The 26,387-nt window shown below is 72.2% G+C and carries 23 protein-coding genes, 1 tRNA gene and 3 pseudogenes; 11 read left to right on the forward strand and 16 right to left on the reverse strand.

The annotated features are described in order from the left end of the window. Positions 1-39: 39 nt before the first annotated feature. From cobA to cobC, 3 genes are read right to left on the reverse strand one after another with little or no spacing between them, the layout of a single operon-like run. Positions 40-1,272: a uroporphyrinogen-III C-methyltransferase gene (gene cobA / locus ACQP03_RS27830; protein WP_357133613.1), complete on the reverse strand. Its 1,233-nt coding sequence runs from the start codon at positions 1,270-1,272 to the stop codon at positions 40-42. Positions 1,273-1,303: 31 nt separating this feature from the next. Further along, positions 1,304-2,467 carry a nicotinate-nucleotide--dimethylbenzimidazole phosphoribosyltransferase gene (locus ACQP03_RS27835; protein ID WP_433459030.1) on the reverse strand — a complete coding sequence of 388 codons (1,164 nt, stop codon included), beginning with the start codon at positions 2,465-2,467 and terminating at the stop codon, positions 1,304-1,306. Continuing rightward, positions 2,464-3,546 (reverse strand): Rv2231c family pyridoxal phosphate-dependent protein CobC, encoded by a 1,083-nt coding sequence (gene cobC / locus ACQP03_RS27840; protein WP_357133615.1) that lies wholly within the window; start codon positions 3,544-3,546, stop codon positions 2,464-2,466. Before cobC ends, ACQP03_RS27835 begins: the two co-directional genes overlap by 4 nt. Positions 3,547-3,668: 122 nt before the next feature. Here cobC and ACQP03_RS27845 point away from each other — a divergent pair, with 122 nt between their 5' ends. Further along, positions 3,669-5,801, forward strand: coding sequence for a transglycosylase domain-containing protein (locus tag ACQP03_RS27845; protein ID WP_357133617.1), 2,133 nt, complete (start codon positions 3,669-3,671; stop codon positions 5,799-5,801). Positions 5,802-5,839: 38 nt separating this feature from the next. Here ACQP03_RS27845 and ACQP03_RS27850 read toward each other — a convergent pair whose 3' ends face one another. Beyond that, positions 5,840-6,409 (reverse strand): GNAT family N-acetyltransferase, encoded by a 570-nt coding sequence (locus ACQP03_RS27850; protein WP_357133619.1) that lies wholly within the window; start codon positions 6,407-6,409, stop codon positions 5,840-5,842. Further along, complete coding sequence (locus tag ACQP03_RS27855) at positions 6,406-7,803, reverse strand: cobyrinate a,c-diamide synthase (RefSeq protein ID WP_357174740.1); 1,398 nt, start codon at positions 7,801-7,803, stop codon at positions 6,406-6,408. The genes ACQP03_RS27850 and ACQP03_RS27855 overlap by 4 nt, the downstream gene beginning before the upstream one ends. A 173-nt stretch (positions 7,804-7,976) precedes the next feature. Between ACQP03_RS27855 and ACQP03_RS27860 the strand changes: the two genes are divergently transcribed. Next, the gene (locus ACQP03_RS27860) at positions 7,977-8,798 is read left to right on the forward strand and encodes an SURF1 family cytochrome oxidase biogenesis protein (protein WP_357133623.1); all 822 of its coding nucleotides are present in this window, start codon (positions 7,977-7,979) and stop codon (positions 8,796-8,798) included. Positions 8,799-8,852: 54 nt separating this feature from the next. Here the strand turns inward: ACQP03_RS27860 and ACQP03_RS27865 are convergent. The 4 genes and pseudogenes from ACQP03_RS27865 to ACQP03_RS27880 form a co-directional block, all read right to left on the reverse strand. Beyond that, positions 8,853-10,444: pseudogene (locus tag ACQP03_RS27865) on the reverse strand (ATP-dependent DNA ligase). Positions 10,445-10,554: 110 nt separating this feature from the next. Beyond that, positions 10,555-10,761 (reverse strand): hypothetical protein, encoded by a 207-nt coding sequence (locus ACQP03_RS27870; protein WP_030333429.1) that lies wholly within the window; start codon positions 10,759-10,761, stop codon positions 10,555-10,557. Between the two features lie 71 nt (positions 10,762-10,832). After that, positions 10,833-12,176, reverse strand: a complete 1,344-nt coding sequence (locus ACQP03_RS27875) for a dipeptidase (protein ID WP_357174811.1) — start codon at positions 12,174-12,176, stop codon at positions 10,833-10,835. Then, positions 12,169-12,863 (reverse strand): annotated as a pseudogene (locus tag ACQP03_RS27880) (uridine kinase family protein); the annotation flags it as partial. The gene ACQP03_RS27875 and the pseudogene ACQP03_RS27880, both read right to left, overlap by 8 nt. Before the next feature lie 409 nt (positions 12,864-13,272). Here ACQP03_RS27880 and ACQP03_RS27885 point away from each other — a divergent pair. After that, entirely contained in the window at positions 13,273-13,674 is a 402-nt protein-coding gene (locus ACQP03_RS27885; protein WP_355052319.1) for a rhodanese-like domain-containing protein, read from the forward strand. A gap of 207 nt (positions 13,675-13,881) precedes the next feature. Here the strand turns inward: ACQP03_RS27885 and ACQP03_RS27890 are convergent, their stop codons facing one another. The 3 genes and pseudogenes from ACQP03_RS27890 to ACQP03_RS27900 all read right to left on the reverse strand — a co-directional run bounded on the left by ACQP03_RS27890 (position 13,882) and on the right by ACQP03_RS27900 (position 17,454). Then, entirely contained in the window at positions 13,882-15,423 is a 1,542-nt protein-coding gene (locus ACQP03_RS27890) for a cobyric acid synthase (RefSeq protein WP_357133628.1), read from the reverse strand. 119 nt (positions 15,424-15,542) lie between these two features. Continuing rightward, positions 15,543-16,535 (reverse strand): annotated as a pseudogene (locus tag ACQP03_RS27895) (cobalamin biosynthesis protein); the annotation flags it as partial. A 202-nt stretch (positions 16,536-16,737) separates the two neighbouring features. Further along, on the reverse strand, positions 16,738-17,454 hold the full coding sequence (locus ACQP03_RS27900) for a single-stranded DNA-binding protein (protein WP_357133632.1): 717 nt from the start codon (positions 17,452-17,454) through the stop codon (positions 16,738-16,740). A 305-nt stretch (positions 17,455-17,759) separates the two neighbouring features. Between ACQP03_RS27900 and ACQP03_RS27905 the strand changes: the two genes are divergently transcribed. Together ACQP03_RS27905 and ACQP03_RS27910 are read left to right on the forward strand one after the other, a co-directional pair. Beyond that, on the forward strand, positions 17,760-18,179 hold the full coding sequence (locus ACQP03_RS27905) for an HPF/RaiA family ribosome-associated protein (RefSeq protein WP_357133634.1): 420 nt from the start codon (positions 17,760-17,762) through the stop codon (positions 18,177-18,179). A gap of 241 nt (positions 18,180-18,420) precedes the next feature. Further along, entirely contained in the window at positions 18,421-19,473 is a 1,053-nt protein-coding gene (locus ACQP03_RS27910) for an alpha/beta hydrolase (protein ID WP_357133636.1), read from the forward strand. A gap of 207 nt (positions 19,474-19,680) precedes the next feature. On the opposite strand, the gene ACQP03_RS27915 is transcribed toward ACQP03_RS27910, so the two are convergent. Further along, the gene (locus ACQP03_RS27915) at positions 19,681-20,376 is read right to left on the reverse strand and encodes a hypothetical protein (protein WP_357133638.1); all 696 of its coding nucleotides are present in this window, start codon (positions 20,374-20,376) and stop codon (positions 19,681-19,683) included. A 157-nt stretch (positions 20,377-20,533) separates the two neighbouring features. Here ACQP03_RS27915 and ACQP03_RS27920 point away from each other — a divergent pair. From ACQP03_RS27920 to ACQP03_RS27930, 3 genes are all read left to right on the forward strand, one after another. Further along, positions 20,534-20,606: transfer RNA gene (locus ACQP03_RS27920), tRNA-Arg, on the forward strand. 394 nt (positions 20,607-21,000) lie between these two features. Next, positions 21,001-21,789 carry a ribosomal protein L7/L12 gene (locus tag ACQP03_RS27925; protein WP_357133640.1) on the forward strand — a complete coding sequence of 263 codons (789 nt, stop codon included), beginning with the start codon at positions 21,001-21,003 and terminating at the stop codon, positions 21,787-21,789. Positions 21,790-22,086: 297 nt separating this feature from the next. After that, a complete protein-coding gene (locus tag ACQP03_RS27930) occupies positions 22,087-22,467 on the forward strand; it encodes a VOC family protein (protein WP_357133695.1) in 381 nt (126 codons plus the stop codon). A 34-nt stretch (positions 22,468-22,501) separates the two neighbouring features. Here the strand turns inward: ACQP03_RS27930 and ACQP03_RS27935 are convergent, their stop codons facing one another. Beyond that, complete coding sequence (locus ACQP03_RS27935) at positions 22,502-22,762, reverse strand: DUF7660 family protein (RefSeq protein ID WP_357133642.1); 261 nt, start codon at positions 22,760-22,762, stop codon at positions 22,502-22,504. 29 nt (positions 22,763-22,791) lie between these two features. Continuing rightward, positions 22,792-24,117 (reverse strand): hypothetical protein, encoded by a 1,326-nt coding sequence (locus ACQP03_RS27940; RefSeq protein ID WP_357398604.1) that lies wholly within the window; start codon positions 24,115-24,117, stop codon positions 22,792-22,794. Between the two features lie 325 nt (positions 24,118-24,442). Between ACQP03_RS27940 and ACQP03_RS27945 the strand changes: the two genes are divergently transcribed. From ACQP03_RS27945 to ACQP03_RS27955, 3 genes are all read left to right on the forward strand, one after another. Next, on the forward strand, positions 24,443-25,006 hold the full coding sequence (locus ACQP03_RS27945) for a dihydrofolate reductase family protein (protein ID WP_357133646.1): 564 nt from the start codon (positions 24,443-24,445) through the stop codon (positions 25,004-25,006). Between the two features lie 268 nt (positions 25,007-25,274). Further along, the gene (locus ACQP03_RS27950) at positions 25,275-25,484 is read left to right on the forward strand and encodes a hypothetical protein (RefSeq protein WP_357174719.1); all 210 of its coding nucleotides are present in this window, start codon (positions 25,275-25,277) and stop codon (positions 25,482-25,484) included. Positions 25,485-25,509: 25 nt separating this feature from the next. After that, positions 25,510-25,989 carry a hypothetical protein gene (locus ACQP03_RS27955; RefSeq protein ID WP_357174716.1) on the forward strand — a complete coding sequence of 160 codons (480 nt, stop codon included), beginning with the start codon at positions 25,510-25,512 and terminating at the stop codon, positions 25,987-25,989. A gap of 154 nt (positions 25,990-26,143) precedes the next feature. Here ACQP03_RS27955 and ACQP03_RS27960 read toward each other — a convergent pair whose 3' ends face one another. Next, on the reverse strand, positions 26,144-26,377 hold the full coding sequence (locus ACQP03_RS27960) for a GntR family transcriptional regulator (protein WP_357174712.1): 234 nt from the start codon (positions 26,375-26,377) through the stop codon (positions 26,144-26,146). Positions 26,378-26,387 lie beyond the last annotated feature (10 nt).

Here is a 26,387-nt window from a genome sequence, read left to right on the forward strand (position 1 = left end):
TTGCCCGCCGAAACCGCAAGATCGGTGGGCACCCGTTGCTCAGGCGTCGAGGGCACCCACCACGTCGCCCACGACGACCACGGCGGGTGGGCGCACCTCGGCTGTGTGCACGTCGGCGGCGACCGCTTCGAGCGTGGACCGCAGCACCCGCTGAGTGCCCGTGGTGGCTTCCTGGACCACGGCGGCCGGTGTCTGCGGCGACCGGCCATGCGCGATCAACGTCTCGGCGATAGCGGCGAGGTTCTTCAGCCCCATCAGGATCACCAGGGTGCCGCGCAGGCCGGCCAGGGCGTCCCAGCGCACCAGCGACGCCGGCGAGTCGGGCGCCACGTGCCCGGAGACCACGGTGAACTCGTGCGCCACCCCCCGGTGGGTGACCGGGATGCCGGCCGCAGCCGGCGCGGCGATCGAGCTGGTCACCCCCGGCACGACGGTCACCGGCACACCGGCCGCCGCGCAGGCCAGCAACTCCTCGCCGCCCCGGCCGAAGACGTACGGGTCGCCGCCCTTGAGCCGCACCACGGCAGCACCGGCCAGCGCCCGGTCGACCAGGATCTGGTTGATCTCCTCCTGGGCGCGCGACGGGCCATAGGGGATCTTCGAGGCGTCGACCAGCTCGACGTCGGGGCGCAGCTCGTCCAGGAGCAGGCCGGGTACCAGCCGGTCGGCGACCACCACATCCGCCTCGGTGAGCAGCCGCCAGCCCTTCACGGTGATCAGCTCCGGGTCACCCGGCCCGGACCCGACGAGAGCCACCCGCCCGCCGGTCGAGTTAGGAAGGGCCCCTTCCTCTACCCCAGGCGTTAAGAGGGGGCCCTTCCTTGCAGCGAGCAGGTCGCGGATGGCGTCGCGGACGCTCATCGCCCGTCGGGGGTCACCACCGCCGAGCACCGCCACGGTGACCGGTCCCTGCCGGGTCACCGCCGGAGTCCAGGCGGTGGCGGCCGCCCGGTCGTCGGCGCGTACGCAGAAGATCCGCCGCTCGTCCGCGACGGCACTGACCGCGGCAGCCGCGGTCGGATCGTCGATCGCCACCTGGACCAGCCAGGCCCCGTCCAGGTCCTCGGGCACGAAGCGGCGCGGCACCCAGCGCAACCGCCCCGCGTCGACCCGGGCCTGCAACGCCGGGGTCAGCTCCGGCGCCACCAGCAGGACATCCGCGCCGGCGTCCAGCAGCGCCGGCACGCGCCGGGTGGCGACCGCGCCGCCACCCACCACGACCACCCGCCGTCCGTCGAGCCGCAGACCAAGGGGGTACGGGTTCGCGCTCATCCGGCACCACCGGACCGCTCGCTGGACGTGGTCACTTCTCGGCCACGCCGGCCGAGTCGAACGTGGCGACCTCGTGCAGCACCCGGACCGCGCCGGTGACCACCGGCAGCGCCAGCAGCGCGCCGGTGCCCTCGCCGAGGCGCAGCCCCAGATCGATGAGCGGGTCGAGGCCGAGGTGTCGCAACGCCACCGTCGCGCCGGGCTCCGCCGAGCGGTGTCCGGCGATCATGGCGGCGACCGCGTCCGGCGCGAACGCGGCGGCGGCGAGCGCGGCGGACACCGCGATCACCCCGTCCAGCAGGACCGGCGTACGACGGGCGGCGGCACCGAGGATCAGCCCGGCCAGGGCGGCGTGCTCCAAACCGCCGACGGCGGCGAGGACACCCAGCGGGTCGGCCGGGTCGGGTGTGTGCCGGGCCAGCGCGGCCCGCACCACGGCCACCTTGTGGGCGTACGTCGCATCGTCCACTCCGGTGCCCCGACCCGTGGAGTCGAGCGGGTCGACGCCGGTGAACGCGGCGATCAGCGCGGCGGCCGGGGTGGTGTTGCCGATGCCCATGTCCCCGGTGAGCAGGATGCCGGCGCCGGCGTCGATCAGCTCGTCGGCGACCCGGACGCCGGTCAGGACCGCCGCCAGCGCCTCGTCCCGGGTGAGCGCTGCGGTCACCGACAGGTCGCGGGTACCGCGGCGTACGGACGCGTCGATCAGCCGCGGCGCGGCCAGGTCCGACACGGGCGCGGAGCCCGTGGGCGCGGCCAGGTCCGACACGGGCGCGGCCGAGCCCGTGGGCGCGGCCAGGTCCGACGCGGGCGCGGCCGACCCGGTGGGCGCGGGCAGCGGGTGGGCCACCCCGACGTCGATCACGGTGACCGACGCGCCGGCCTGCCGGGCGAACGCGTTGACGACCGCGCCACCGGCCAGGAAGTTGCCGATCATCTGCGCGGTGACCTCCTGCGGCCACGGGGTGACTCCCTGGGCGTGCACCCCGTGGTCGCCCGCGAAGATCGCCACGGCGGCGGGCTCGGGCACCGGCGGCGGGCAGATCCCGGCCAGTCCGGCGAGGCGTACCGACAGGTTCTCCAGCAGGCCCAGCGAGCCCGCCGGCTTGGTCAGCCGGCCGTGCAGCTCGCGGGCGGCGGCCATCGCCGCCTCGTCCGGGGGCCGGATCGCCGACGTCGTGGTCTCCAGCATCATGCCTCCATGATCTCGCGCAGCACCGCGATGAACGCGTCGGTGGTGTCTCGGTCGCGTACCGCCACGCGCAGCCAGTCCGGGCCGAGCCCGGGGAAGGTGTCGCCCCGGCGGACCGCCCAGCCCCGGTCGCGCAGGGCGGCCCGTACCCGGGTCGCGTCGGGCAGGCGCAGCAGGACGAACGCGCTGGCGGGGCGGCCGGCGACGCGTACGCCCGGCAGGTCGGACAGGCAGGCGACCAGGTGGTCGCGGTCGGCGGCGAGTTCGGCGGCGATCGCGCGTTCGGCCTGGACCGCGACGGGCGTGGCGCAGGCCTCGGCGGCGGCCAGCGCGGGCGTGGAGACGGCCCAGAGCGGCTGGACGGCGGCCAGCCGGGACAGCAGGGCCGCGTCGCCGAGCAGGTAGCCGATCCGCAGGCCGGCCAGGCCCCAGGTCTTGGTGAGGCTACGCAGGACGAGCAACCCGGGCAGGTCGCGCCGCTCGGCGAGCGACTCGGGTTCGCCGGTGTCCGCGCCGCCCGTGGTGTCGGCGAACGCCTCGTCGACGACCAGCACCCGGCCGGGACGGGCGAGCGCGGCGATGGTCCGGGCGGGGTGCAGCACCGAGGTGGGGTTCGTCGGGTTGCCGATCATGACCAGGTCCGCGTCGGCGGGCACGAGGGATTCGTCGAGGCGGAAGCCGTCGGCCGGGTCCAGCAGGACCCGCTCGACCGTGTGCCCGGCGGCCCGCAGCGCCGCCTCCGGCTCGGTGAACTGCGGGTGCACCACCACGGGCCGGCGCACGCCGCGCAGCGCCTGGGCGATGAGCACGAAGCCCTCGGCGGCCCCGGCGGTGAGCAGTACCTCGTCCGGGTGACGCCGGTGCCGGGCGGCGACGGCGGCGCGGGCCGGGGCCGGGTCCGGATAGCGGGCCAGGTCGGTGAGGGTGGCGGCGATCGGATCGGCCAGCCAGGCCGGTAGCGGCGCCCGGCGGACGTTGACGGCGAGGTCGACCAGACCGGCGCTGGCCTCGGCGTCGCCGTGGTGCGCCAGGTCGGGCTCGGCGTCGACGAACGGCGACACCCCGCACGGCTGATCACGCATGTCCGCGATCCTGCCGGGAAGGTGGCCGGCGGGACAGTCGATGTCGACGTAAGCCATGTCACCACCTCGCGGGTTTATGAGTTCTTCTCATGTACGAATCGGAAATGTCATAACTTTGCGACGTGAGCAACCGACCCCTTGCTGCCGCTGGTCGTCTCGTTCCTCTCCTGCGCGCCGGGCTCATCGCCGGCATCGTGATCGCCGCCGCCGCCTACCCGCTGGTCGCCCTCACCGGGCTCGGCGCGAAGGCCACCGCGCACGCCACGGAGCAGAAGACCCGGCTGCTGACCAAAGCCCTGCCCGCCGAAACCTCCTACCTGTACGCCCCGGACGGCAAGACCGTGCTGACCATGTTCTACGAGGAGTACCGCCAGTACACGAAGCTGTCGGACATGTCGCCGAACATCCAGCAGGCGATCGTCGCCGCCGAGGACTCCCGCTTCTACCAGCACCACGGCGTCGACCCGAAGGGCGTGGCCCGCGCCTTCGTGGCCAACGCCCACTCCAGCGGGGTGTCCCAGGGCGCGTCGACGCTGACCATGCAGTACGTCCGGATGGCCCTGCGGGACAGCGCCACCACCCCCAAGGAGGTCCAGGAGGCCACCCAGCAGACCAGCCTGCGCAAGGTCAAGGAGATGCGCATGGCGCTGGACCTGGAGAAGGAGATGAGCAAGGAAGACATCATGGAGCGCTACCTGAACTCGGCGTACTTCGGTCACCGGGCGTACGGCATCTACGCGGCCAGCGAGATCTTCTTCTCCAAGACCCCGAAGGACCTCACCCCGGTCGAGGCGGCCACCCTCGCCGGGCTCGTCAAGTCCCCCTCCGAGTACGACCCGGCCGACTCCGACCAGAAGGAGGCCACCGGGCGGCGCAACTACGTCCTGGACCGGATGAGCCAGCTCGGCTACCTGTCCCCCGACTCGGCCGCCGCCGCGAAGTCCGAGCCGATCCGGCTGAAGCTCACCACCCCACCGAGCGACTGCGCCTCGATCATCGAGAAGTACCAGAGCTGGGGCTTCGCCTGCGACTACGTGAAGAACTGGTGGAGCGCGCAACCGGCGTTCGGCAGCAACCGCCTCGAACGGATGGACAAGCTGCGCCGGGGCGGCTACCGGATCGTGCTCAGCCTCGACCAGAAGGTCCAGGAGGCGGCTGAGAAGAACGTCGGCGCGAAGGAGGGCACCGGCAGCCCGTTCGCCAACGGCATCGTGGTCTCCGAACCGGGCACCGGGCGGGTCAAGGCGATGGCGGTCAACCGGAACTACTCCCTGGATCTGGCCGACAATCCACCCAGCTCCAATCCCGAGGCCGGGCCGAAGGTGAAGGCCAACTACCCCAACACGGTGGCGCCGCTGCTCGGCGGCGGAGACCTGCCCGGCTACCAGGCCGGATCGACGTTCAAGATGTTCCCGATGCTGGCCGCGCTGGACTCCGGGATGACGTTGTCCACCTCGTTCAACGCCCCGTACCGCTACAAGTCGTCCGTCTACGACGGCTGGGCGCCGTCGAACGCCAGCGGCGCGATGACCGGCCAGCAGACCATGTGGTCGGGCTTCGGCAAATCCGTCAACACGTACTTCGTGTGGCTGGAGGAGAAGGTGGGCGCGGAGAAGGCGGTCCGACTCGCCGAACAGCTCGGCCTGCGCTGGCGTACCGACGTCGACCGGGAGCAGGCGTCACCGGGCAAGGCCAACAAGTGGGGCGCGTTCACCCTCGGCGTCTCCGACGCCACCCCGCTGGAGATGGCGAACGCCTACGCGGCCATCGCGGCCGACGGCCGCTACTGCGAGGCGATACCCGTGCAGGCGATCATGAACCGGGACGGCACACCGGCCACGTACACCACGCCGGGCGGCATCCAGCGCGAGGTGGCGAAGCCCCGCTGCCGCCAGGTGGTCAGCGCCGACGCCGCCCGCGCGGCCACCGACGCCGCCCGCTGCCCGACCGGGGACACCCCGGCACGCGGGGGCTGCGGCGGCTGGTCGACGGCCGACAGCGTCCGGGGTACGGTCGGCCGCCCGGTCGCCGGCAAGACGGGTACCACCGACAGCACCCGGTCCGCCTGGTTCGTCGGGTTCACACCGGAACTGGCTGCGGCGAGCTTCATCTCCGACCCGGACAATCCGTTCAACGCGGTCGGTGACGGACAGTCCCAGATCCCGATCGCGGCGGTGGCACAGACCCTGCGCGACGGCCTCAAGGGCACACCGACCCGCCAGTTCACGCCGCCCTCGGACGCCATCGTCGGGTGACGGCGGGGGTCGGCGAAAGGTCCGCCGGGCGGCGGGGCTCAGCGCAGGTCCGCCGCCACGAACGACCAGACTTCGAGGTCGACCCGGCCACCGCCGACGAAGCCGGCGTTGCGCAACAGGCCCTCGTAGCTGAAGCCGGCCTTCTCGGCGACCCGGCGGGACGCCAGGTTGCCGGGCGCGACCCGCAGCTCGACCCGCTGGAAACCGTGCTCCAGGATCAACGCGATGGCCACCGCGTCCACCGCCTCGGCGGCCAGGCCGAAGCCCCGGGCGTGCGGGGCCATCGCGTAGGAGACCTCGGTGAGGCGGGCACCCCAGTCGGTACGCCGGGTCCAGAGGGAGCCGACCACCTGGTCGTCCTCCCGGCGGATCACTCCGTAGTGGTCGCCCTCGCCGCTGTCGCGTCGCTGCCGGGCCAGGTCGGTGCACCAGGCGTGCCCGTCGATCGGACCGGAGTCGCCGGGCAGCGGCAGCCAACGCCGGGTCAGCTTGTCGGCGAAGATCTCGCCGGCCGCCGCCGCGTCGGCCGCGGTGAGCCGGCGCACCTCCGTACGCGGGGTGGAGACGGTCAACACCGGAAACCGGCGGACCGCCACCTGACCGATCACGCCGGCACCACCGGCTGTGACACCGCCTCGGCTGCTGGCTCGCCCACCGCCGCGGCCACCACCCGGGCGGCGGTCGCCGGATGACCGGCCCAGTGCAGGGTGAGCTGCGAGGCGTGCACGTTGCGCCAGACGAACCCCTCCGGCGTGCCACCTTCCCACCGCCACGCCGGCCGCTGACCGGCGCGCGGGGTGAGCACCGCCCGGTGCTCCTTGTGCCCGACAACCACCGTGCCGCTCGCGGCGACCACGCTGTCGGTCTCGGCGGTCGCCTCCCGGTAGCCCACCACCAGACCGTCGCGGCTCGCGCCCACCGCGTCCAGCACACCGCACATCGGCAGCCCGTCCAGCTCCCGGGCCAGCCAGAGCAGACCGGCGCCCTCGGCGACCACCGGCCGGCCGGTACGCGCCAACTCGGCCACCGCGATGCAGAGCCGACGGTTGGCCGACAGTTGCTCGGCGTACGCCTCGGGCAGCGCTCCCCCGACGACCAGCGCCCGCGTGCCGACGGGCAACGCCTCGTCGCGCAGCGGGTCGACCGTGACCACCTCGGCGCCGGCCGCCGTCAGCAGCTCCGCGGCCTCCGGGTGGCTGAAGCTGCCACCCGGACCACCGGCCACCGCGACCAGCGGACGCTGCGCGGGCACGACCAGCTCACCGAGCGCGTCCCCCGGCGACCAGGCCACCGCCGGCAGGGGCGGAGCGGAACGGGCCAGCCCGAGCAGACGTTCCAGGTCGACAGTGGCGGCGACGGCCTCACCCAGGCGACGCACCGCGCGGACGGCGTCGGCCGAGGAGTCGACGACCGGCGCGACCCCGTGCCGGCGGGACGGCAGCACGGCCGGCAGATCCTGGCGGCGCAGCGCGCCGTAGACGGGCACACCCACGTCGTCCAACGCCTCGCGCAGCATGCTCTCGTGCCGCGACGACGCCACCCGGTTGAGGATCACCCCGCCCAACCACAACTGCTCGTCGTACGAGCGGAACCCGTGCACCAGCGCGGCCACCGACTGACCCATCGCGGCCACGTCGACCACCAGCACCACCGGGCTGCGCAGCGCCGCCGCGGCGGCGGCCGTGGACTCCTGCTCGGGCCGGCCGCCCACCGAGTCGTACAGGCCCATGCTGCCCTGCACGACCGCGAGACCGGCACCGGCGGCGCCGTGCGCGACCAGCGGGGCGAGCCGGTCGACGCCGACCAGCCGGGGATCGATCACCCGGCCCGGTCGGCCGGCGGCGAGACCGAGGTACGCGGCGTCGACGTGGTCCGGGCCGAGCTTGAACCCGGCGACGTCGACACCCCGCTCGGCCAGGGCGGCGAGCAGCCCGATCGCCAACGCGTTCTTTCCGTGCCCGGAGGACGGCGCGCTGAGCACCAGGCGCGGCACGACGGTCATCATCGACTCCTCGCGGGCGGCGGCGGGTACGCGACGGACAACCGAGGGGGTCGATCCGTCGGCGTGACGATACTCGCCCGCACCGACGGGCGAGCACCGCCAACCGGGGGTCGGCGGACCGTCCCGGCCCGGTCGCGGTGAGTGGCCCCGGTCATACGGGTAGCCTCGGTGCCGTGTACCGGTTCCTGCTGAGCCCACGCTGGTTGGGCGCCCTCGCGCTGACGCTGGTCGCCGCCGCCGTCATGGTGTGGCTCGGCAACTGGCAGCTGGACCGCTACCGGGGTCGTACCGAGATCAACGAGCGGATCGACGCGGGCGAGCGGATGGCCCCGGCGCCCCTGGCCGACGCGTTCCGCCCGCCGGCCGGCGGGCCCGGCACCGCCGGTCCGGCTCCCGCGAAGGACCGGGTCTGGACCCGCGTCACCGCCACCGGCCGGTACGACACGTCGAACACCGTCCTGGTCCGGGGCCGGACGGTCGACAGCCGGGTCGGCTTCGAGGTGCTCACCCCACTCGTGCTCGCCGACGGCACCGCGCTGCTGGTGGACCGGGGCTGGATCCCGCCGGCTCCGGGCGGCGCGACCGCCCAACCGTCGGTGCCCACCCCGCCGGGCGGCGACGTCACGGTCAGCGGCCGGGTGCACGAGACCGAGAGCGGCGCCGGCGTGGTGGACCGCCGCGACGGACGGCTGGAGACCCGGCGGATCGCCGTGCCGCGGCTGGCCCGCGAGCTGCCCTACCCGGTCTACGGCGGCTACCTGCTGCTGGACGAGCAGACCCCGGCCGCCGACCCGCTCTTCAAGGCCGTCCCGGTCGGGCACACCAACAACTGGCAGAACTTCGGCTACGTCGTGCAGTGGTGGCTCTTCGCCGCGATGGCGATCTTCGGCTACGGCTGGGTGGCCCGCCGCGAGGCACGCCGGGCCGCCGGCCTCGGTGGCGCGCCGGCACCGCTGGACCGGGCGGCCGAGCCGACGCCCAGCGCCTCCGCCTGACCCCGCCCTGACAGCCTGAACCGGCGTCAGCCGGTGGGCTGGCCCCGACCGCCGTCAGCCGGTGACCCGGCCCGCGTGGATGGCGCGGACGGCGTCGATGGTGTCGGCCTCGGCGGCGGACTTGTCGTCCCGGTAGCGCACCACGCGGGCGAACCGCAGCGCCATTCCACCGGGATAGCGGGTGCTCGTCTGCACCCCGTCGAACGCGATCTCCACGACCTGCTCGGGACGCACCCGGACCACCCCGTCGCCGCGCTCGACGGCGAGGCCGAGGAACCGCTCGGTCTGCCACCGCAGCAGCTCGTCGGTGAGCCCCTTGAACGTCTTGCCGAGCATCACGAAGTCGCCGGTGCGCGGGTCACGGGCGCCGAGGTGCAGGTTGGAGAGCCAGCCCTTGCGCCGGCCGCTGCCCCACTCCACGGCGAGCACCACCAGGTCGAGGGTGTGTCGGGGTTTGACCTTGACCCAGGCCGCCCCACGACGGCCGGCGTCGTAGGGGGCGTCCGGCGCCTTGACCACCACGCCCTCCTGGCCCGCGTCGAGGGCGGCGGCGAACGCCGCCCCGGCCTGCTCCGGACCGTCGACCTCCATCCGACCGACCAGCAGTGACGCGTCCACCGCGCCGGCGAGCGCGGCCCACCGCTGGTGGCCGGGCAGGTCGATCAGATCCTCACCGTCGAGGTGCAGCAGGTCGAAGAAGTACGGGGTGAGCACCGTCGTGCCGGTGCTGGCGGCGGCCGCGAGCACCGCCGGGGCGACCGGCGTACGGCCGGTGGTGCTCGGGGTGGTGCGCCGGGCGGCCCGGCTGGAGGTCTGCTGGAACGGCAGCGGGCGGCCCGTCTCGTCCAGGCCGATCGCCTCGCCGTCGAGCACCAGCTCGCGGCCGGGCAGGGCGCGCACCGCCGCGACGACCTCGGGCACCCGGCTGGTGATCTCGTCGAGGCTGCGGGTGAACACGGCGATGTCGGCGCCGGAGCGGTGCACCTGGATGCGGATGCCGTCGAGTTTCACGTCGACCACGGCCGGCGTGCCGGTCGCGGCCAGCGCCTCGTCAACCGAGGGGGCGCTCTGGGCGAGCATCGGCGCGAGCGGCCGGCCGACCCGCAGGCCGAAACCAGCCAACTCGGCGGCCCCTCCGCGCAGCGCGGCCACCGCCACGGCCCGCAGGTCACCGGCGAGCAGCAGGGCACGGCGGACGGTGGCGGCCGGCACCTCGGCGGCCCGGGCCACGGCATCGGCGAGCAGCCCGGCCTGCGCGCCCTGGCGCAGTTCACCACCGAACAGGCCGGTCAGCAGCCGTTGCTCGTCGGCGGTGGCCGCCGCGTAGAGGGCGCCGAGCAGAGCGCGGCGGCGGGCCTGCGCCCCGAGCCGTGCACAGCGGCGATCTGGGCGATGGCCGCGTCGACGGCGGCCACGGTCAGCGTCGGCTCGACGGCCGGCGCGGGCAGGTCACGCAGACTGGCGTAGCCCACGCCGGTCTGGCGTTGCCGCAACTCACCGGCGAGATAGCCGGCGCCGGGCTCCACCTCGGCCGGGTCGAGCCGGCGCAGCGCGTCGGCGAGCAGCTCCACCTTGGCCCGCCGGCCGCTGGTGGCGCCCACGGCGGCGGAGGTGGCCGCCAGGTCGATGAACCGCACGACGCTCATCCTGCCAGTCACCTCCGACACCGCCCGGGCATTGCCGTGCCCGGGCGGTGTCGGCGCGGTGCCGCAGCCCGCTGGCCCTGGTTCTCAAGGCACTCAAGGGGCGGCGGGAATCAGGCGGAGACGGGCTCCTCGATGCGCAACCCTCGGGCGCGGACCTCACCGGCCACCCGGGAGAGCACCGAGTCGAGGGCGACCAGGGCGGCGGAGAGCTCACCGAGCTGTTCGTTGAGCGTGTCCTCGGACCACGCGGAGACGTCGACGTCCCCCAGTGCGCTGACGGCGGCCCCCAACCGGGCCATCACCTCGTTCGTACTCATGTTCGAAAGCCTATAACAACCCCATCGACGACACGCCGTAAACACGCAGTTCAGGCGCAAACTTGCCGTTATCACTCCGCCGCAGCGGCCACCTTGCCCAACAGCAGCGCCTCGGCGAGGCAGACCTTGGCGAACTCGCCGAGGTGCAGGCTCTCGTTCGGACCGTGCGCGCGGGCGTGCGGGTCCTCCACGCCGGTCACCAGGATCGCCGCCTGCGGGAACATCTCCTGGAAGGTGGCGATGAACGGGATCGAGCCGCCGACGCCGATGTCCACCGGCTCGGTGCCGTCCCAGGCGGCCTGGAACGCCGAGCGGGCGGCGTCGAACATCGGCCCGGACGCGTCGATCACGCACGGGTTGCCGTCGTGCTCGAAGGTGACCGTGACCTGAGCGCCCCACGGCGCGTGCTTCTCCAGGTGGGCGCGCACCGCCGCGTACGCCCGCTTGGGGTCGTCGCCTGGGGCGAGACGGACGCTGAGCTTCGCCTTCGCGGCGGGCACCAGGGCGTTCGGGGCCTCACCGGTGGCCGGGGCGTCGATGCCGAGCACCGCCAGCGCCGGCTTGGTCCAGAGCCGGTCGGTGAGCCGGCCGGTACCGATGAACTGCACACCCTCGACCAGCCCGGCCTCGGCGCGTACCCGGTCCTCCGGGTAGTCGACAGCGGCGCCCACCCGGCCGACCAGCCCGTCCACCGCCACGTCACCGGCGTCGTCGTGCAGGGTCGCCAGCAGCCGGACCAGCGCGGTCAACGCGTCCGGGATGGCGCCGCCGAACATGCCGCTGTGCACGGCGTGGTCCAGCGTGCGCACCTCGACGAAGCAGTTGACGATGCCGCGCAGCGAGGTGGTCAGCGCCGGTACGCCGATGTCCCAGTTGCCCGAGTCAGCGATCACGATGACGTCCGAGGCGATCTCGTCGCGGTGCTCGACGAGCAGCCGCTCCAACGAGTCGGAGCCGAACTCCTCCTCGCCCTCGATGAACAGCACCACACCGACCGGCAGCGCGTCCCCGTACGCCCGCAGGGCCGCGACGTGCGCCATGATGCCGGCCTTGTCGTCGGCCGCGCCCCGGCCGTACAGGCGGCCGTCGCGCTCCACCGGCTCGAACGGGTCGGACTCCCACAGCGACCGGTCGCCGACCGGCTGCACGTCGTGGTGGGCGTAGAGCAGCACGGTGGGCGCGCCGGGCGGTGCCGCGCGACGGCCGATCACGGCCGGCTGCCCGCCGGAACGCACGATGTCGACGTCCAGGCCGCAGCCGCGCAGCAACTCGGCGACCGCCTCGGCGGAACGCTCGACGTGCGAGTGGTCGAAGCCGTCGAAGGCGATGCCGGGGATACGGACGAGGCGTTCGAGGTCGGCCCGGACGCCGGGCATCTCCCGCTCGACGGCGGCCCGCACCTCGGACTCGGACATGATCGGTGAGGTCATGACCGGCATCGTATGCCGGCCTTACCCAGGCCGGCCGGCCGAGCCCGCACCCGCAGCGGGGACCCGCACGAAGTAGCGCGACGCGTCGAGCGGCAGCGTCGACGCTCCGTCGACCACCAGGTCGGCGTGCGCGGCGGTGTCGTCGGCGCTGAAGTGCGCCCGCTCACCGACATGCCAGCGGCGCAGCTCCGGCAGGATCTCCGCCCCGTCCCGTTCGACCGCGCGGGCCAGCCGCAGCGGCGCGGGCGCGGTCACGAAGACGGCGAGAGTCAGCTCCGGCCGGACGACGGCACGCGCGGCGCTGACCCCCTCCACGATCAGCACCGGCGTCACCGGCACCGGCACCGGGCGGGGCAGGAAGGACCGCCGTACCCAGTTGTACCGCCGGTACGCGCCCGGCTTCCCCTGGCGCAGCCGGGCCAGCACCTCGCCGTCGAGCCGGGGCCAGAAGGTCAACTGGTCGCCCCAGCCGTCGAGCAGGTCGTCGGTGTGCACCACGGGCGGCCGCCCGCCGGGCAGCGCCGCCAGGGCGTCCGCGAGGTGCGCCGCGAACCGGCTCTTGCCCGCGCCGCTCGGCCCGTCGACGGCGACCAGCCGGGTCCGTCCCAACCGCGCCGGGCCCGCGAGCACCCGGCGCGCCACCTCGGCGTACGCCTCGACGACTGCCACCGGTGCCACCTGCGCGGCGGAACCCTCGGTCGGCCCATCGGCGTCGTTTCGGTGTCGAAGGGTGCCGGGCTCACGCAGCGGCGGCCCCGTGCGTCCGAGCGGTCCCCTGGCGAAGAGTCGGTGCACGAGCGCAGTATGCCCCTCCCCTGGTCCGCGCTCGCCAGGCTCGGCGGTCTGGCCGTGATCGACTCGGTTTCACGGATGTCGCTCTCTCCCGCCCGCCACGACACCCCGACCTCACGGAAATCGAGTCGATCATGCCGATCCCGGCCGGGTGACACGTCTGGCTGAGCCTGTTGGGGCGGCCATTCTCACGTCCGGGGGAATTGGGGTGGCGAGGGGTGACGGGCGATCGGTTCGCCGCGCGGGCCGGTAGCCGAGTCGGCATGATTCGGTGGTGCTCCGAGACGTGATGAGCCCCGGCATCGACGCCCTGCTCGAACAGGCCCGCGCCGGGCTGCACCGACTGACTCCACAGCAGACCGTCGAGGCGGTCCGCGGTGGCGCTCTGCTTGTCGACACCCGTACCGACACGCAGCGCCGCGAACAGGGTGACCTCCCGGGGGCGGTCGTCATCGACCGCACGGTGCTGGAGTGGCGGCTCGACCCGGCCAGCGCCTGGCGCATCCCGGAGGCCACCGCGTACGACCGGGAGATCATCGTGGTGTGCCGCCAGGGCTACAGCTCCAGCCTGGCCGCCGCGAGCCTCCAGACCCTCGGGCTGCGCCGGGCCACCGACATGATCGGCGGCGTCGACGCGTGGCTGGCCGCCGGTCTGCCCACCACCGACCGCCCCGCCGACATCCGCCTCTGACCAGCCCGCTATCCCACCTCGCCGATCATGACGTTGTGGTGGCGGACGCAGAGGGCCATCAGCGACATATCAGGCACCACGACTCCATGATCGACGCCGGAGGCGGTGGTCCGGCGCGGGGTGGCGCTGTCGGCGCTGGAGGCGACGGTCCGTGGCGGGGGTAGCGCTGTCAGCGCTGGAGGCGGTGGTCCGTCGTGGGGGTGGCGCTCAGGTGGGCGGGGCGCCGGGCGGGATGAAGGGAAGAGCCTCGGGTGCGCCGGTCTCGATGAGACGCCAGAGGGCGTCGGTGTCGAGGTGCTCCTCGACGAGGTCGCCGAGCAGGTCGAGCGAGCGTTCCCGGGCGGCGGCGAAGCTGGTGGCCGGCGCGACCCGGAAGCCGGTACGCCCGGCCAGCCGCGCCGCCTCGGTGAGGAACCAGCGGCGGAACCCGTCGGACTCGAACGCGCCGTGCCAGTGCGTGCCGTGCACCGCGCCGAGCACCGCTCCCTCGCCCGCGCCGTCGGCCCCGGTCAGCAGCGGGGGCAGGTCCGGGTCGGACTGCGAGACGTACCCGTGGTGGATCTCGTAGCCGCGGACCGTCACGTCGCCGGGGCCGGCGCCCACCGACTGCCGGACGGTCTTGCGGGGATCGAAGGTGATCTCGATGGGCAGCAGACCGAGCCCGGCTACGCTGCCCTGCCGACTCTCGACCGGGTCGTGGATGGCTCGGCCGAGCATCTGGAACCCGCCGCAGAGGCCGAGCAGCGGCTTGCCGGCTGCCGCGTGGGCGGCGACCGCGTCGGCGAGGCCGGTCTCGCGTAGCCAGGCCAGGTCCGCGACGGTCGACTTCGAGCCGGGCAGGACGATCACATCGGCGGAGGCCAGTTCGGCCGGCTCGACGGTGAGACGCACGCGGACACCCGGCTCGGTGGCGAGCGCCTCCACGTCGGTGGCGTTGCTGATGCGAGGCAGCCGGACGACGGCCACGTCCAGCCATTCGGTGCCGTGTGGGGCGGCGGGACGGCCGAGTATCCGGCCGTAGGCGAGGGAGTCCTCCGCGTCCAGCCACAGGTCGAGCGACCACGGCAGCACCCCGTACGTGGGACGGCCGGTCACGCGACGCAGCATGTCCAGCCCCGGCTGGAGCAGGCCGAGGTCCCCCCGGAACTTGTTGATCACGAAGCCGGCGACGAGAGCCTGGTCGGCCGGGTCGAGCAGGGCCACCGTGCCGAACATCGACGCGAAGACGCCGCCCCGGTCGATGTCGCCGACCACGATGGCGGGCAGGTTGGCGTGCCGGGCGAGCCCCATGTTGACGTAGTCCCCGGCCCGCAGGTTGATCTCCGCCGGACTGCCCGCGCCCTCGCAGATCACCACGTCGTACGCGGCGCGCAGCTCGGCCAACGCCGCGTACGCGGTCTCGGCGAGGCGGGGTCGCAGCTGCCGGAAGGTGCCGGCGGTGATCGTGTCGACCGCTTCGCCGAGGAGCACCACCTGACTGGCGAGGTCACTGCCCGGCTTGAGCAGCACCGGGTTGAAGCGCAGGTCCGGTGCGAGCCCGCACGCCGCGGCCTGCATGGCCTGGGCGCGGCCGATCTCCCCACCCCGCCCGTCCGGCCCGACCACGACGGCCGAGTTGTTCGACATGTTCTGCGCCTTGAACGGCGCCACTTTCACGCCCCGCCGGTGCAGCCAGCGGCAGATGCCGGCGGTGAGCACGCTCTTGCCGGCGTCCGAGGTGGTGCCGGCGACCAGCAGCCCGCCGCTCATCGCCCGCTCCCCCACCCCGGGACGCCGCCGACCCGACTCGGCTCCGACCGGACGGCCGGCGGGCCGCCTGCCCACCGGCCCCGCGAAAACGCCTCCCGGCCCAGCACCGGGCCGGTGCCCCGACCCGTCGCGACGCGCAGGCCCCGCCGCGCGACCGCGCCGGCGAGGCGACCGACGGTCAGCGGGTAGGCGGCGGCCAGCCCGAGGGCTGCCAGGCCGACAGCGCCGGAGATGCGCGCGGCCCGCTTGAGGTGCCGCGCCTCGGGACGGGGGCCGTCGCCCAGGAACGGGCGGACCTCGGAGCGTCCGAAGTACCTGTTGCGGCCACCGAGGCGGACGCCGAGCGCGCCGGCCATCGCCGCCTCGCACTGGCCGGCGTTGGGGCTCGGGTGGTCGTTGCGGTCCCGCCGCCACACCCGCCAGGCGCGCTCCCGGTCGCCGTGCGCCACCGGAGCGACGGCGATGGTGAGGAGCCCGGTCAGCCGGGATGGCACGAGGTTGAGCAGGTCGTCCAGCCGGGCGGAGGGGGTGCCGAACCGCGCGTAGCGCTCGGACCGGTGCCCGACCATCGCGTCCAGGGTGTTCGCGGCGCGGTAACCCAGCAAACCGGGCAGGCCGGCGACCGCGCCCCAGAGCAGCGGGGCGACCACCGCGTCGGAGGTGTTCTCCGCGACCGACTCGACGGTGGCGCGGGCCAACTCCGACTCGTCCAGGGTCGACGGGTCCCGCCCGCAGAGGTTGCCGAGGCGTTCCCGCGCGGCGGGCAGGTCGCCGTCGCGCAGCGTCCGACCCATGATCGCGGCCTCGCGCCGCAGGGTACGGCCGCCCAGCACGGTCCAGGTGCCGGCGGCGACGAGGACCGCGCGGCTCACCGGCCGGTGCCGGGTGGCCAGCGCGGCGGCCACCCCGAGCGCCACGGGCCCGCCGACCGCCAATGCCGTGAACACCGCCCCGGCGGTCCGGTCCGGGCGGTGCAGGCGACGCTCCAGAGCGCCGGCCACCTGGCCGAACCCGGCGACCGGGTGCCACCGGCGGGGGTCGCCGAGCAACCGGTCCAGGGCGTAACCGGCCACCAGGCCCACCGCGTTCGCCACCGGTGCTGTCCGTCGCACGCTCACCACCCCCGGCCGGCCAGCCTAGACGAGCACCGCATCAGCCAGCCGCGCCTGCCGTACTCCACCGAAGTCTCCTCCACCCGCTCTGCTCACGCGGGGTGACGACGCGAGCCGCGCCGCCACCCCGCCCCCGTCGTGCCCCCGGCGCGTACGGCGTCGGGACCTCACACGGCCGCGCTGCCGCCCCGGGACCCGACACTCATGCCGGCTGCGGCACCCGGCCTCGGCCCCGCCGGCCCCGACCGGACGACGGGACATCCGGCTGACCCTCGTCGGGTACCGGCCCCAACTCGTCGTCGGGGTCGTCCTCCGGGTCGGCGTCGTCCGCCGCCGCCGCGAGGGTGCGGCCGTCGTCGTCCAGGGCGACGTCGAGCGGGCCGTGGCCCAGGGGGCTGGTACGCGGTGCGGCGTACTCGGGCAGCTCGAAGTCGTCGTCGAGCGGACCGTCGTCGGGCAGCGCCGGGGCCTCCTCGGCGGGTACCGGCTCGGTGGGCTCGCCGTGCACGCGGCTCTCGGTGGCGGCGTCCTCGACGATGCTGGTGGTCATGGTCGGCCGGTTACGCAGGAAGCGGGCGCGTCCCCGGGAGAGGTCGTGGCCGACGGCGACCGCCTCCAGCTCGTAGAGGGTGCGGTGGGTGCCGGCCTCGTCGATCCAGTCGCGGGTGTAGAGCCGACCGCAGACCACCACCGGGTCGCCGACCATCACCGACGCGGCGACGCCCTCGGCGAGCTTGCGCCAGCAGTTGACGCGGACACGCAGCGAATTCCCGTCGACCCAACGGCCGCTGTCGCGGTCGAGGCGGCGTGCTGTGGAGGCGACCTTGAAATTGGCCACCAGCGTGTTGCTCTCCTTGGTCCGGCGCCACTCGGGCGCCGTCAGAATATTGCCGACAATCGTGACGTACGTGTCGAACATCGTCCCTCCAGGGGATCGGGGGTGTGCCAGCGCGAGTCGACTCGGCATCGAGCCTGTGCGATGTCGACGGCCACCGCCAGCGCCGCCACCCGGACCTGTGGACAACGGGCCACCTGTGGACAACGCCCTGATCAAGCCCCTGCTGTAGTACGGCCGACCCACCCGAACGGCCAAGGGCGGTTCCGGAGCCGACCGAACTGGGTATGGATTTGATCAACGCACCACCGACAAGCTCCACGTCGACGAGAGGTCAGCACCATGACGATCACTACTTTCGGCTCCGCGACCGTTTCCGAGGTGCGGCGATGAGCGCCGTAACGAACCCGGCGACCGTGGGCGAGTGCCTGCGGGTCGGCGCGGGGTTCTCGCAGGGCGACCGCAACTGGATCGCCGAGCAGTTCGCCACCCTCGACGCCCGGCTGGCCGGTTTCCACGCCGACGCCACCGAGCTGGAGGTGTCGGTGAAGGACCGGGAGGCGCGGGGTCAGAAGGTCACGCTGGAGTGCTGGATCGCCGGCCGGCAGAAGATCGTCACCACCTCCACCGAGGAGGACCTGCACGCCGCCCTCAACGACGTCCGCGACGACCTGCGTCGCAAGCTCAACGACGCCAAGACCAAGCAGGAGCCGCGCAACAACAAGCACCTGCGCGACATCCCGCAGCCCCAGGGCGAGATCGACCCGATCGACGAGGACCCGGCCCGCGCCGACGCGGAAACGGTCTGACCCACGACCCGCCCGCCGCGCCCGCCCCCGCCCCGCGATCTTGCACTTTCGGACGCCGATATGCGGCTTTCCAGTGGTTATGCCGCAACAGAAAGTGCAAGATCGCGGGCAGGGGCGGGGCGGGCGAGGGCGGAGGCCGGGCAGGGGCGAGGGCGAGGGCCGGGCGGGGGCCGGGCAGGGCGAGAGCGCCAGGCGGGGCGGGGCTACCGTTGGGTAGGGCTGCGGGCGTAGCGTCGCGGTTGTGGAACCGGACGTGTTGGGGCTGCCCTACGAGCGGCGGACGATCGACCTGGGCGCCGACGACGAAGGTCCCGTTGTCGCGACCCTGGTCCGGCGGCGGGCCGAGCGGCCCACCGGGCGGGCGGTGCTCTACGTGCACGGGTTCGTCGACTACTTCTTCCAGACCCACCTGGCCGACTTCTTCGCCGAGCGTGGTTGGGACTTCTACGCGCTCGACCTGCGCAAGTACGGTCGTAGTCTGCTCGCGCACCAGACGCCGAACTTCTGCCGCGACATCAGCGACTACTTTCCCGAGCTGGACGCCGCCGCCGACATCATCCGCGGCGAGGACGAGCACGACACCCTGCTGGTGATGGGCCACTCCACCGGCGGCCTGATCATCTCGCTCTGGGCCGACGCCCGCCGCGACGCCGGCATCGTCGACGGCCTGGTCCTGAACAGCCCTTTCTTCGACCTCAACGCTCCCTGGGTGGTCCGTCGACCCCTCGCGGCCGCCGTCGCCCGGCTGGGCCGCAGGGCGCCGCACCGCGTGCTGCCGCTGGGCCTGGGCACGGTGTACGGCGAGAGCCTGCACGCCGACCACCGCGGCGAGTGGACCTATGACCTGGCCTGGAAGCCGCTGGCCGGGTTCCCGGTGCGGGCCGGCTGGCTGAACGCGATCCGCACCGGCCAGCGTCGGCTGCGCGCCGGCCTGGACATCCCGGTGCCGGTGCTGCTGGCCTGCTCGACCCGCTCCTTCCGGGGCAAGAAGTGGCACGACAACGCCACCCTGGCCGACGCGGTGCTGGACGTCGGGCACATGGTGAAGTACGCGCCCCGCCTCGGCCAGCACGTGACCCTGGCCCGCTTCGACGGCGGGTTGCACGACCTCACGCTCTCCGGCCCGGTCGTACGGGCGAAGGTCTTCGACGAGGTCGGTCGCTGGGCCGAGGCGTTCCTGGCCGCCGGCCCCACCGCCCCGGCCGACGACGATGCCGACACCGACGCGCCCACGCTGCCGCAGAGCCGCCGCCCGTCGACCGACACCGCCGAGGCAACAGCGGTCGGCGACTGATCCGACCCAGCTCGGACGACCGCCCGCGCCCAAGCTGTGGTCAGCGACCTGTCCGCCGGCCCGAACGAGCTGACCGCCCCGGGGCGACGGCGCTCAGCGACCGAGCAGCCTCGGAAACGTCGGCGCGCTCGTGCGACTGACCGGTCCCGCTCGGCGGGCCAGCAGCGTCGAAGGAAGGTGGGCGGTGACTGAGCGGTCGAGCCGGGTTCAGGCGTCGCCGCGCGCGGCCGAGAGGACCGCGCCGATCCGGTCGAAGGTCGCCACCGGGTGCCCGCCGACGCCGGGCAGCACCAGGCCGAGGCAGTACAGCGACACGTCGCCCGTGGCGTCGGCCTGCACGACGAAGACGGGCGCACCCACGTACCCCGGTGGCAGTTCGGTGGTGATCCGCACGTCGTCCCCGTCGCGGACCACGCGCTCGATCGCCACCTCCAGGGGGCGGGAGCCGTCTTCGCGTACCCCATGGGCCAGCACGAAAGCGGAACTGGCGTCGGCGCCGAGGTCGGCGACGGCCTCGGGCCCGGCGGCGATCTCCGCCGGTACCGGCTGCACGCGCCACCGCCAGCCGCCGTCGCCGGCGTAGCGGTGCAGGCCAGCGGTCGGCAGTACCGCGACCCCGTCACCCGGAAAGCTGGACCAACCGGGCACGATCTCGCCCTGGGCGACAGCGTCCGGCGCGACGCCCGCCGGCTCGGTGACGCTCGTCCGCAGGCCCAGCTCACCGCCGGCCGCGCCGACGAGGTCGGCCGCCGTCAGCAGCGCCTCCCCCACCGGGTCGTCGCCGCCCTGGAAGAAGAAGGCGGTGCCGTAGGCGTCGGCTGCCCGGTAGGGCAGGATCGCCCGACCGACGACCTGGCACAGCTCATAGGCGACGCTGCTCTCGGCGTCGGGGTCCAGCAACACCAGCCGAGGGTACGGGGAGACGACCGGCCTCCTCGCGGGAACCCGGATGCCGACCGGAGCCGCCTCGTGAGACTCTGCACGGCAACGTGGAGGCGGCACCCATCGACCCGACACGCGGTGGGTCGGCGGTACCCTTCTGGCGCGACTTCCACGCCGCGCGCCCGTAGCTCAGCGGATAGAGCAGGGGACTTCTAATCCCAAGGCCGCAGGTTCGAATCCTGCCGGGCGCACAGGTAGTTCCGGCCATGCCGGACGCTGGCGCGGCGGTCACGTCATCCGCGTTGGCCCCAACGACCGAGGCGACCGCTCCGTCTTCTGGGTAGCACACCACGACGCGTGACACCCGAGAAATGCATCTACACATCTCCGCGCGACGGGCAACTAGCAGGGAAACAGGTTGCGGAGGCCAGGCCATCAGGAGCCACCGTTCTCCTCATCTTCGGAAGTCTTCACCAAGCTCACTGCCTGCCTGTGGAGATACCGAGATGGTTCAGCCCCTGCCCGATGGTTGGGTGCGTCGTCAACCGTTCGACCAATCCGAAGGGTGTTGCTCAGTAGCGCCAGGCCGACTATCGTTACTCGGCAATATTTGCCAGAGCGCCCAACGCATTCCTGAGGATACTGATGGAAGTTTTTATTAGCTGGTCGGGATCGAGAAGCAATCAGTTGGCCCGGTCTCTTCGTGATTGGCTGCCGGAAGTTATCCAGCAGGTGACCCCGTGGATGTCCACTGAAGACATAGCCAAAGGCCAACGCTGGCTAGCCGAAGTTGGCGCGAGGTTGCAAAAGGGAAGCCAGGGAATAATCTGCGTTACCGCCGAGAACGTCAGCTCTCCATGGCTCAACTTCGAGGCGGGCGCTCTGGCCAAATCTCTCACCGAAGCTCGGGTCCGCCCAGTGCTTCTCAACGTCAAACCAGCCGATGTCACTGGGCCTATCGCCCAGTTTCAGGCCACCATGGCCACCGATAGCGAAGATATGCTCAGGCTTGTCTCGTCCATAAACGAGACATGCTCCGCACCGCTCAGCACCACTCGGCTTCAGAAGGCGTTCGATCGCAGCTGGGCCGATTTCTCGAATGCTGTAGGCGCAATATCCAAGAGCCCGGAGTCGCAGGTCGCCCCGGAGGTGCGCGACACTGGTGACGTGCTGCGAGAAGTTCTTGAAGGAGTGCGGGAACTACTGAGAGTTCGCCCGCAGGACGGCTATTCGGTCGTTCTGATGAGCTACGGAAAGAACGGGATCATTCAGGCAATCAAAGCAGTTCGCCAGACGACCGGAATCGGCCTCAAAGAGGCCAAAGACTTGGTTGAGTCAGCTCCGGCGACTGTTCTACAGAACATCAGCCGCGAAGAGGCAGGACGTGTGGCGGCCATTCTAGAAGCCGAAGGCTGCACAGTTGACATCCGGTGATTCATCCGTCGTCCAGGCGCGCCCGCCCCCACCGGAAGAGGTGTTTCCCGGCCGCCAGGCGGGACGATCGATGTCGGGGTTGCTCCAGGGGCCCGGATCCGCGCCTACGTCGATGCCGTCGCGGAACGCTGCACGATCCCCTTCAACCGGGCCGACGAGGTATCAGCGGCAGCAGCGCAACTAGCGGCCGATCATGGGCTTGTCTGCTACGACCCGCAACGGGAACACCTGCGCCCCACTGCCGCTCACCAAACCTGACCCTGCGCCTGGGTCCGCTGATAGCGTCGCCGCGTGTCGATGTTCCGAACTCCTCAGGTGATTCTCTTCAGCGAGGACGTCCCTCGCGCCGCCGAGTTCTACGGCGGTCTCGGCTTCACCGAGACCTTCCGGGTGCCGACCGAGGGCGAGCCGATCCACATCGACCTGACGCTCGACGGCTACAAGATCGGTATCGCCTCGGTCGCCTCCACGCGCGAGGACCACGGACTCGATCCCGTGCCGCAGGGTCAGCGGGCGGCGGTGATCCTCTGGACCGACGACACCGCCGGCGCGTACGCGGCCCTCACGGCGAACGGCGCCCCCGCCCTGGCCGCACCGCACCGCTGGCTCGACCGCCTGCTGATCGCGTGGACAGCCGACCCGGACGGCAATCCGATCCAGATCGTCCAGCAGCTCTGACGACTCCATTCGTCTACGGCGCAGGCCGTAGCGGCTACTCGTAGAAGCAGCCGGCGCGCAGGGCGTCCGCGAGGAGTTGCCAGGTCGGTTGCGCCGGGAGAGGTTGGCCGGCACGCCTCTGCAGGCGGCTTCGGTCCTGTAGGAACGCCGCGCACGCCTCCAGGTAGCGGTCTGTGGTCATGTTCTCGACCGCGTCTGGATCGCGAGCGACATCATCAGCTAGCCACCGCAGCCAGGTGACCAGGTCGTCCAGGCTGTCGACCCGCTTCAGCGGACGGTTGTCGTCCTCGGTCATTGCCGCCTCATCAGATGCATCGGACGGCCTTACGTGATCGTGAAGAGCTGCTTGAGCCGGGCCTGGATCAGCGGTAGACCGGCGGTGGAGACGTCGTAGTGGCCCGCCCCTTCCAGGACGGCGAGGTTGACGTCGTTGTCGTTGATCAGCATCTTGTTGACGACGTTCCAGGTGACCGTGGCGGGGCTGGTGATGTCGTCGGTCCCGTACAGCCAGAGGATCGAGCCCGGCAGCGTCGCGTTCTCCAACCTGCCCTGGTTCTCCGCGTAGAACCGCCTGTTCTCGGGCAACGAGTTCGGTGTGTCGCCACGGATGCCGGGATAGGTGGTCAGCCGGTTCGCCGGGGACGCGGCCAGGTAGTTCTGGATGTCCTGCTTGACCAGGCGGTTGAGGTCGTCCAGGCAGGTGCGCCAGTTCTCGCGGTAGAACTTCAGCATGTTCGGGCCGTAGATGACGGTCGGGTCGATGTCGTAGCCGGCGTAGCGTTCGGTCCTGGTGAAGTAGATCGTTTCCGCGTTGGCGAAGACGAGCTGTTCGATCTGGTGTTCCGTCGGCGGGAGACCGGAGCGCGCGGCCCGCTCGATGTCGTTCCACAGGACCCGGTTCATGGCGGGCACGTCCGGTACCGGGGCGAGGGTGATGGTGCCGCGGTACTCCAGGTCGGGATCCGCCATGGCGGCCCGGCCGGAGTAGTACGCCGCGGCCAGGGCGGCGAAGCCGCCTTCCGACCATCCGGCCGGCACCCACTGACCCGACAGCCGGTCGCCGAGGAGTCGCTGCGCGGCCACCGCCGCGTAGACCATCGAATTTCCCTCGCTGGCCAGGTTGTAGTAGCCGTGCCCCTCCGGAACACCGTCGGCCACCGGGCCGAGTCCTTCGTAGTCCGGGGCGACCACGGCGATGTTCATTTTCAGGATGGCCGCCAACAGGGCGGCGTTCGGTCCGTCGGCCCACTTGCCGTGCTCCTGGAGTTGCACGCTGGGTGCGCACTCCGGGGCCCACCCGACGGTGCCGTGCCCCCAGACCACGAGTGGCCACCCGCCGGCCGGGGGTGCCTGCGTGGGCAGGAACAGCATCGCGGTGGCGTTGATCTGGTCTCCCTGAATGCCGGGCATGCGGTAGACGATGAGTTCGCCGTCGGCCACCTCGGCGATCACCGAGGGGACGTTGCGCAGGGGTGTGGGGGCACCGACCACGTCCCCGTCGGAGGCCACCTCGACGGTGCTGGTCGGACCGCCGTCGGCACCCCACGCCGGCGTGGCGGCGTTCAGCAGCCCGGCCAGCAGAAGCACCACCGCGACCCCGGGCCGGAAGCGGCCCCGGCGGGCGCGTTGTGCGATGGGGTAGCTGATCATCGTGCCCCCGTCGTGGTGAGAGAGCGGTGCCGTCGGGCGTGACGGGGACCCGGATCGGAGCGCCAGGTCGGCGTGGCAGACCGCGCGATCTCGCCAGCACGCCTTCGTACCTTTTCAGGTGTCTTTCCCACCCGTGGCAGGAAGCGAGGATCCTCCGGATCCGGTGCCTACCGAATGAGAATAAGCAGGTGCGGGCGGTGGGGCGGGGGTTTTCCTGGGCTGGCCCCGAGCGTCATGACGAATCGACCCCCGGCGTGGCCGCACCGACGAATCTCGCGCGATGTGCTGGTCTGTAGGCGATAGCGGCTTACGGAAGACTGGCACGATGCGGAAACTGACCTTCGGTATGAGCGTGAGCCTGGACGGCTACGTCGCCGCGCCCGGTGACGACCTCGGGTGGGGTGTGCCGAGCGACGAGCTGTTCCAGTTCTGGTCCGACCGGGTGGCGGCGACCGGCACGGCGCTGTACGGGCGCAGACTGTGGGAGGCGATGAGTTCCCACTGGCCGACCGCCGACCAGCAGCCGGGTGCCACACCGGCATCGATCGAGTTCTCCGGCCGCTGGCGGGACATGCCGAAAGTGGTCTTCTCCTCGACGATCGACACGGTCGACTGGAACGCCCGCCTGCACACCGGCGACGCGGTCGCTGAGATCACCCGACTCAAGGACGGGGACGGCGGTCCGCTGGACATCGCCGGCGCCACTCTCGCGGCGACGGCGATGCGAGAGGGGCTGATCGACGAGTACGTGCTGGTCACCCACCCGGTCCTGATCGGCGGCGGCAAACCGTTCTTCACCGCCCTCGACAAGTGGGTGAACCTGAGCCTGGTGGAGACCCGGACGTTCCCTGGCGGCGTGCTCCTGACCAGGTACGAGGTCAAACGCTGAACACAGCTCCCGGCCCAGATTGGCGGCCGACGTCCAGGATCTACTCGTCGCGCCCTGTTGAGGACGTGTGATCCTCCTGGAATGGAGGTCTGGGATCACGATGGCAAGCTGTACGAGGTCAACTCCTACTACAGCCTGCCCGACCACGCGTGGCAGTACGAGCTGGTTGGACTGACCGGAGCACCCCGGGACCGGCCCGTACATCACCGTCACGATTCCCGACGCGACGCCGGACGGCAGGCCGTTCACACCACGTCCGGCGAGCGACGTGACGTTCATTGCCGATGGCGGCGACGTCCCCTGGCCCATCCTGCGCCGCTTCGTCGAACTGGTGGAGTCGTCTGGCGACATCGTCCGAGGCCCGGCAGACAGTCCATCGCCGATCACCGAGCCTTCGCAAGATCGCGTTCACCCACCAACCGGTCAGGAAAGTGACGCAGGCCGTGTGTACGTTTTGCCGGTCGCCCAGCAGTGGTGACATGACAGCCGATCGGGAGGTCTCTGTGGGTGTTCTGTACGACTACTTCCGCGCTCGTGACGACGAAGCTGTCGTGAAGCTGATGGCCTCCACCGACGGCGGCCCGGTGGTGCGCGACGAAGGTTCTGCCGTCGAGGATGCCGTGGACGGCAAAGGGATCGATCCGGCCGTCGTCCTCGGCCAGGTCGTCTCGTTCGCCCTCGACGTGCCCTGGAAGGCCGACCTTGTCGGAGAACGACTTGTCTGGCCGGAGGGCGCCGGTGAGGACCGTGAGTACGAAGGGCCGTGGGTCGTCGTACTGAGCGATCGCACCCGCGACGTGCTTGCTGAGATCCCCGACGACCGCCTGCCGGGCCTGGCCGAGCAGTGGTCACACATCGAGGAGTTGTCCCGCTACAGCGACGTGCGGCCGGAGGTCATGCTGTCTCGCTTGCGAGAGTTCGTTGGACTGGCCCGCCGAGCGCGCACGAACGAGGAAAGCATCTACTGCTGGATCTGCCTCTAGTCGCCTGCACCCAGGGCGGCCGGTATCCGGAGATCCGCTTCGTGGTCCGTCGCTACCACACGAGCACGAGTCGGACGATCAGCTGTTAGCCCGCTTTAGCCAGCGGAGACCGCAGCCGACTCACCTCGTCGGACACCACCGCGCCAGGTGCGGGTCAGCCTTGCTCGGCGACGAAGGTGCCTCGCGCGTGCACCGTGACGACCAGGCCGCGTTCGCGCAACTCGCGCATCGCCATCCGGACGGTTCCGCGCGCCACGCCGTACGTCTGCTGCAAGTGAAGTTCGCTCGGCAAGGGCTGTCCAGGTCGGAGCTTGCCCTCCTCGATCTGCTTGGCGAGCAGGTCAGCCAACTGCCGGTAGAGCGGCATGTTGCTGAGCGGGCTCGTCATGGGCGGCAGC

Source organism: Micromonospora sp. CA-248212 (assembly GCF_050948405.1).
Lineage (GTDB): Bacteria > Actinomycetota > Actinomycetes > Mycobacteriales > Micromonosporaceae > Micromonospora.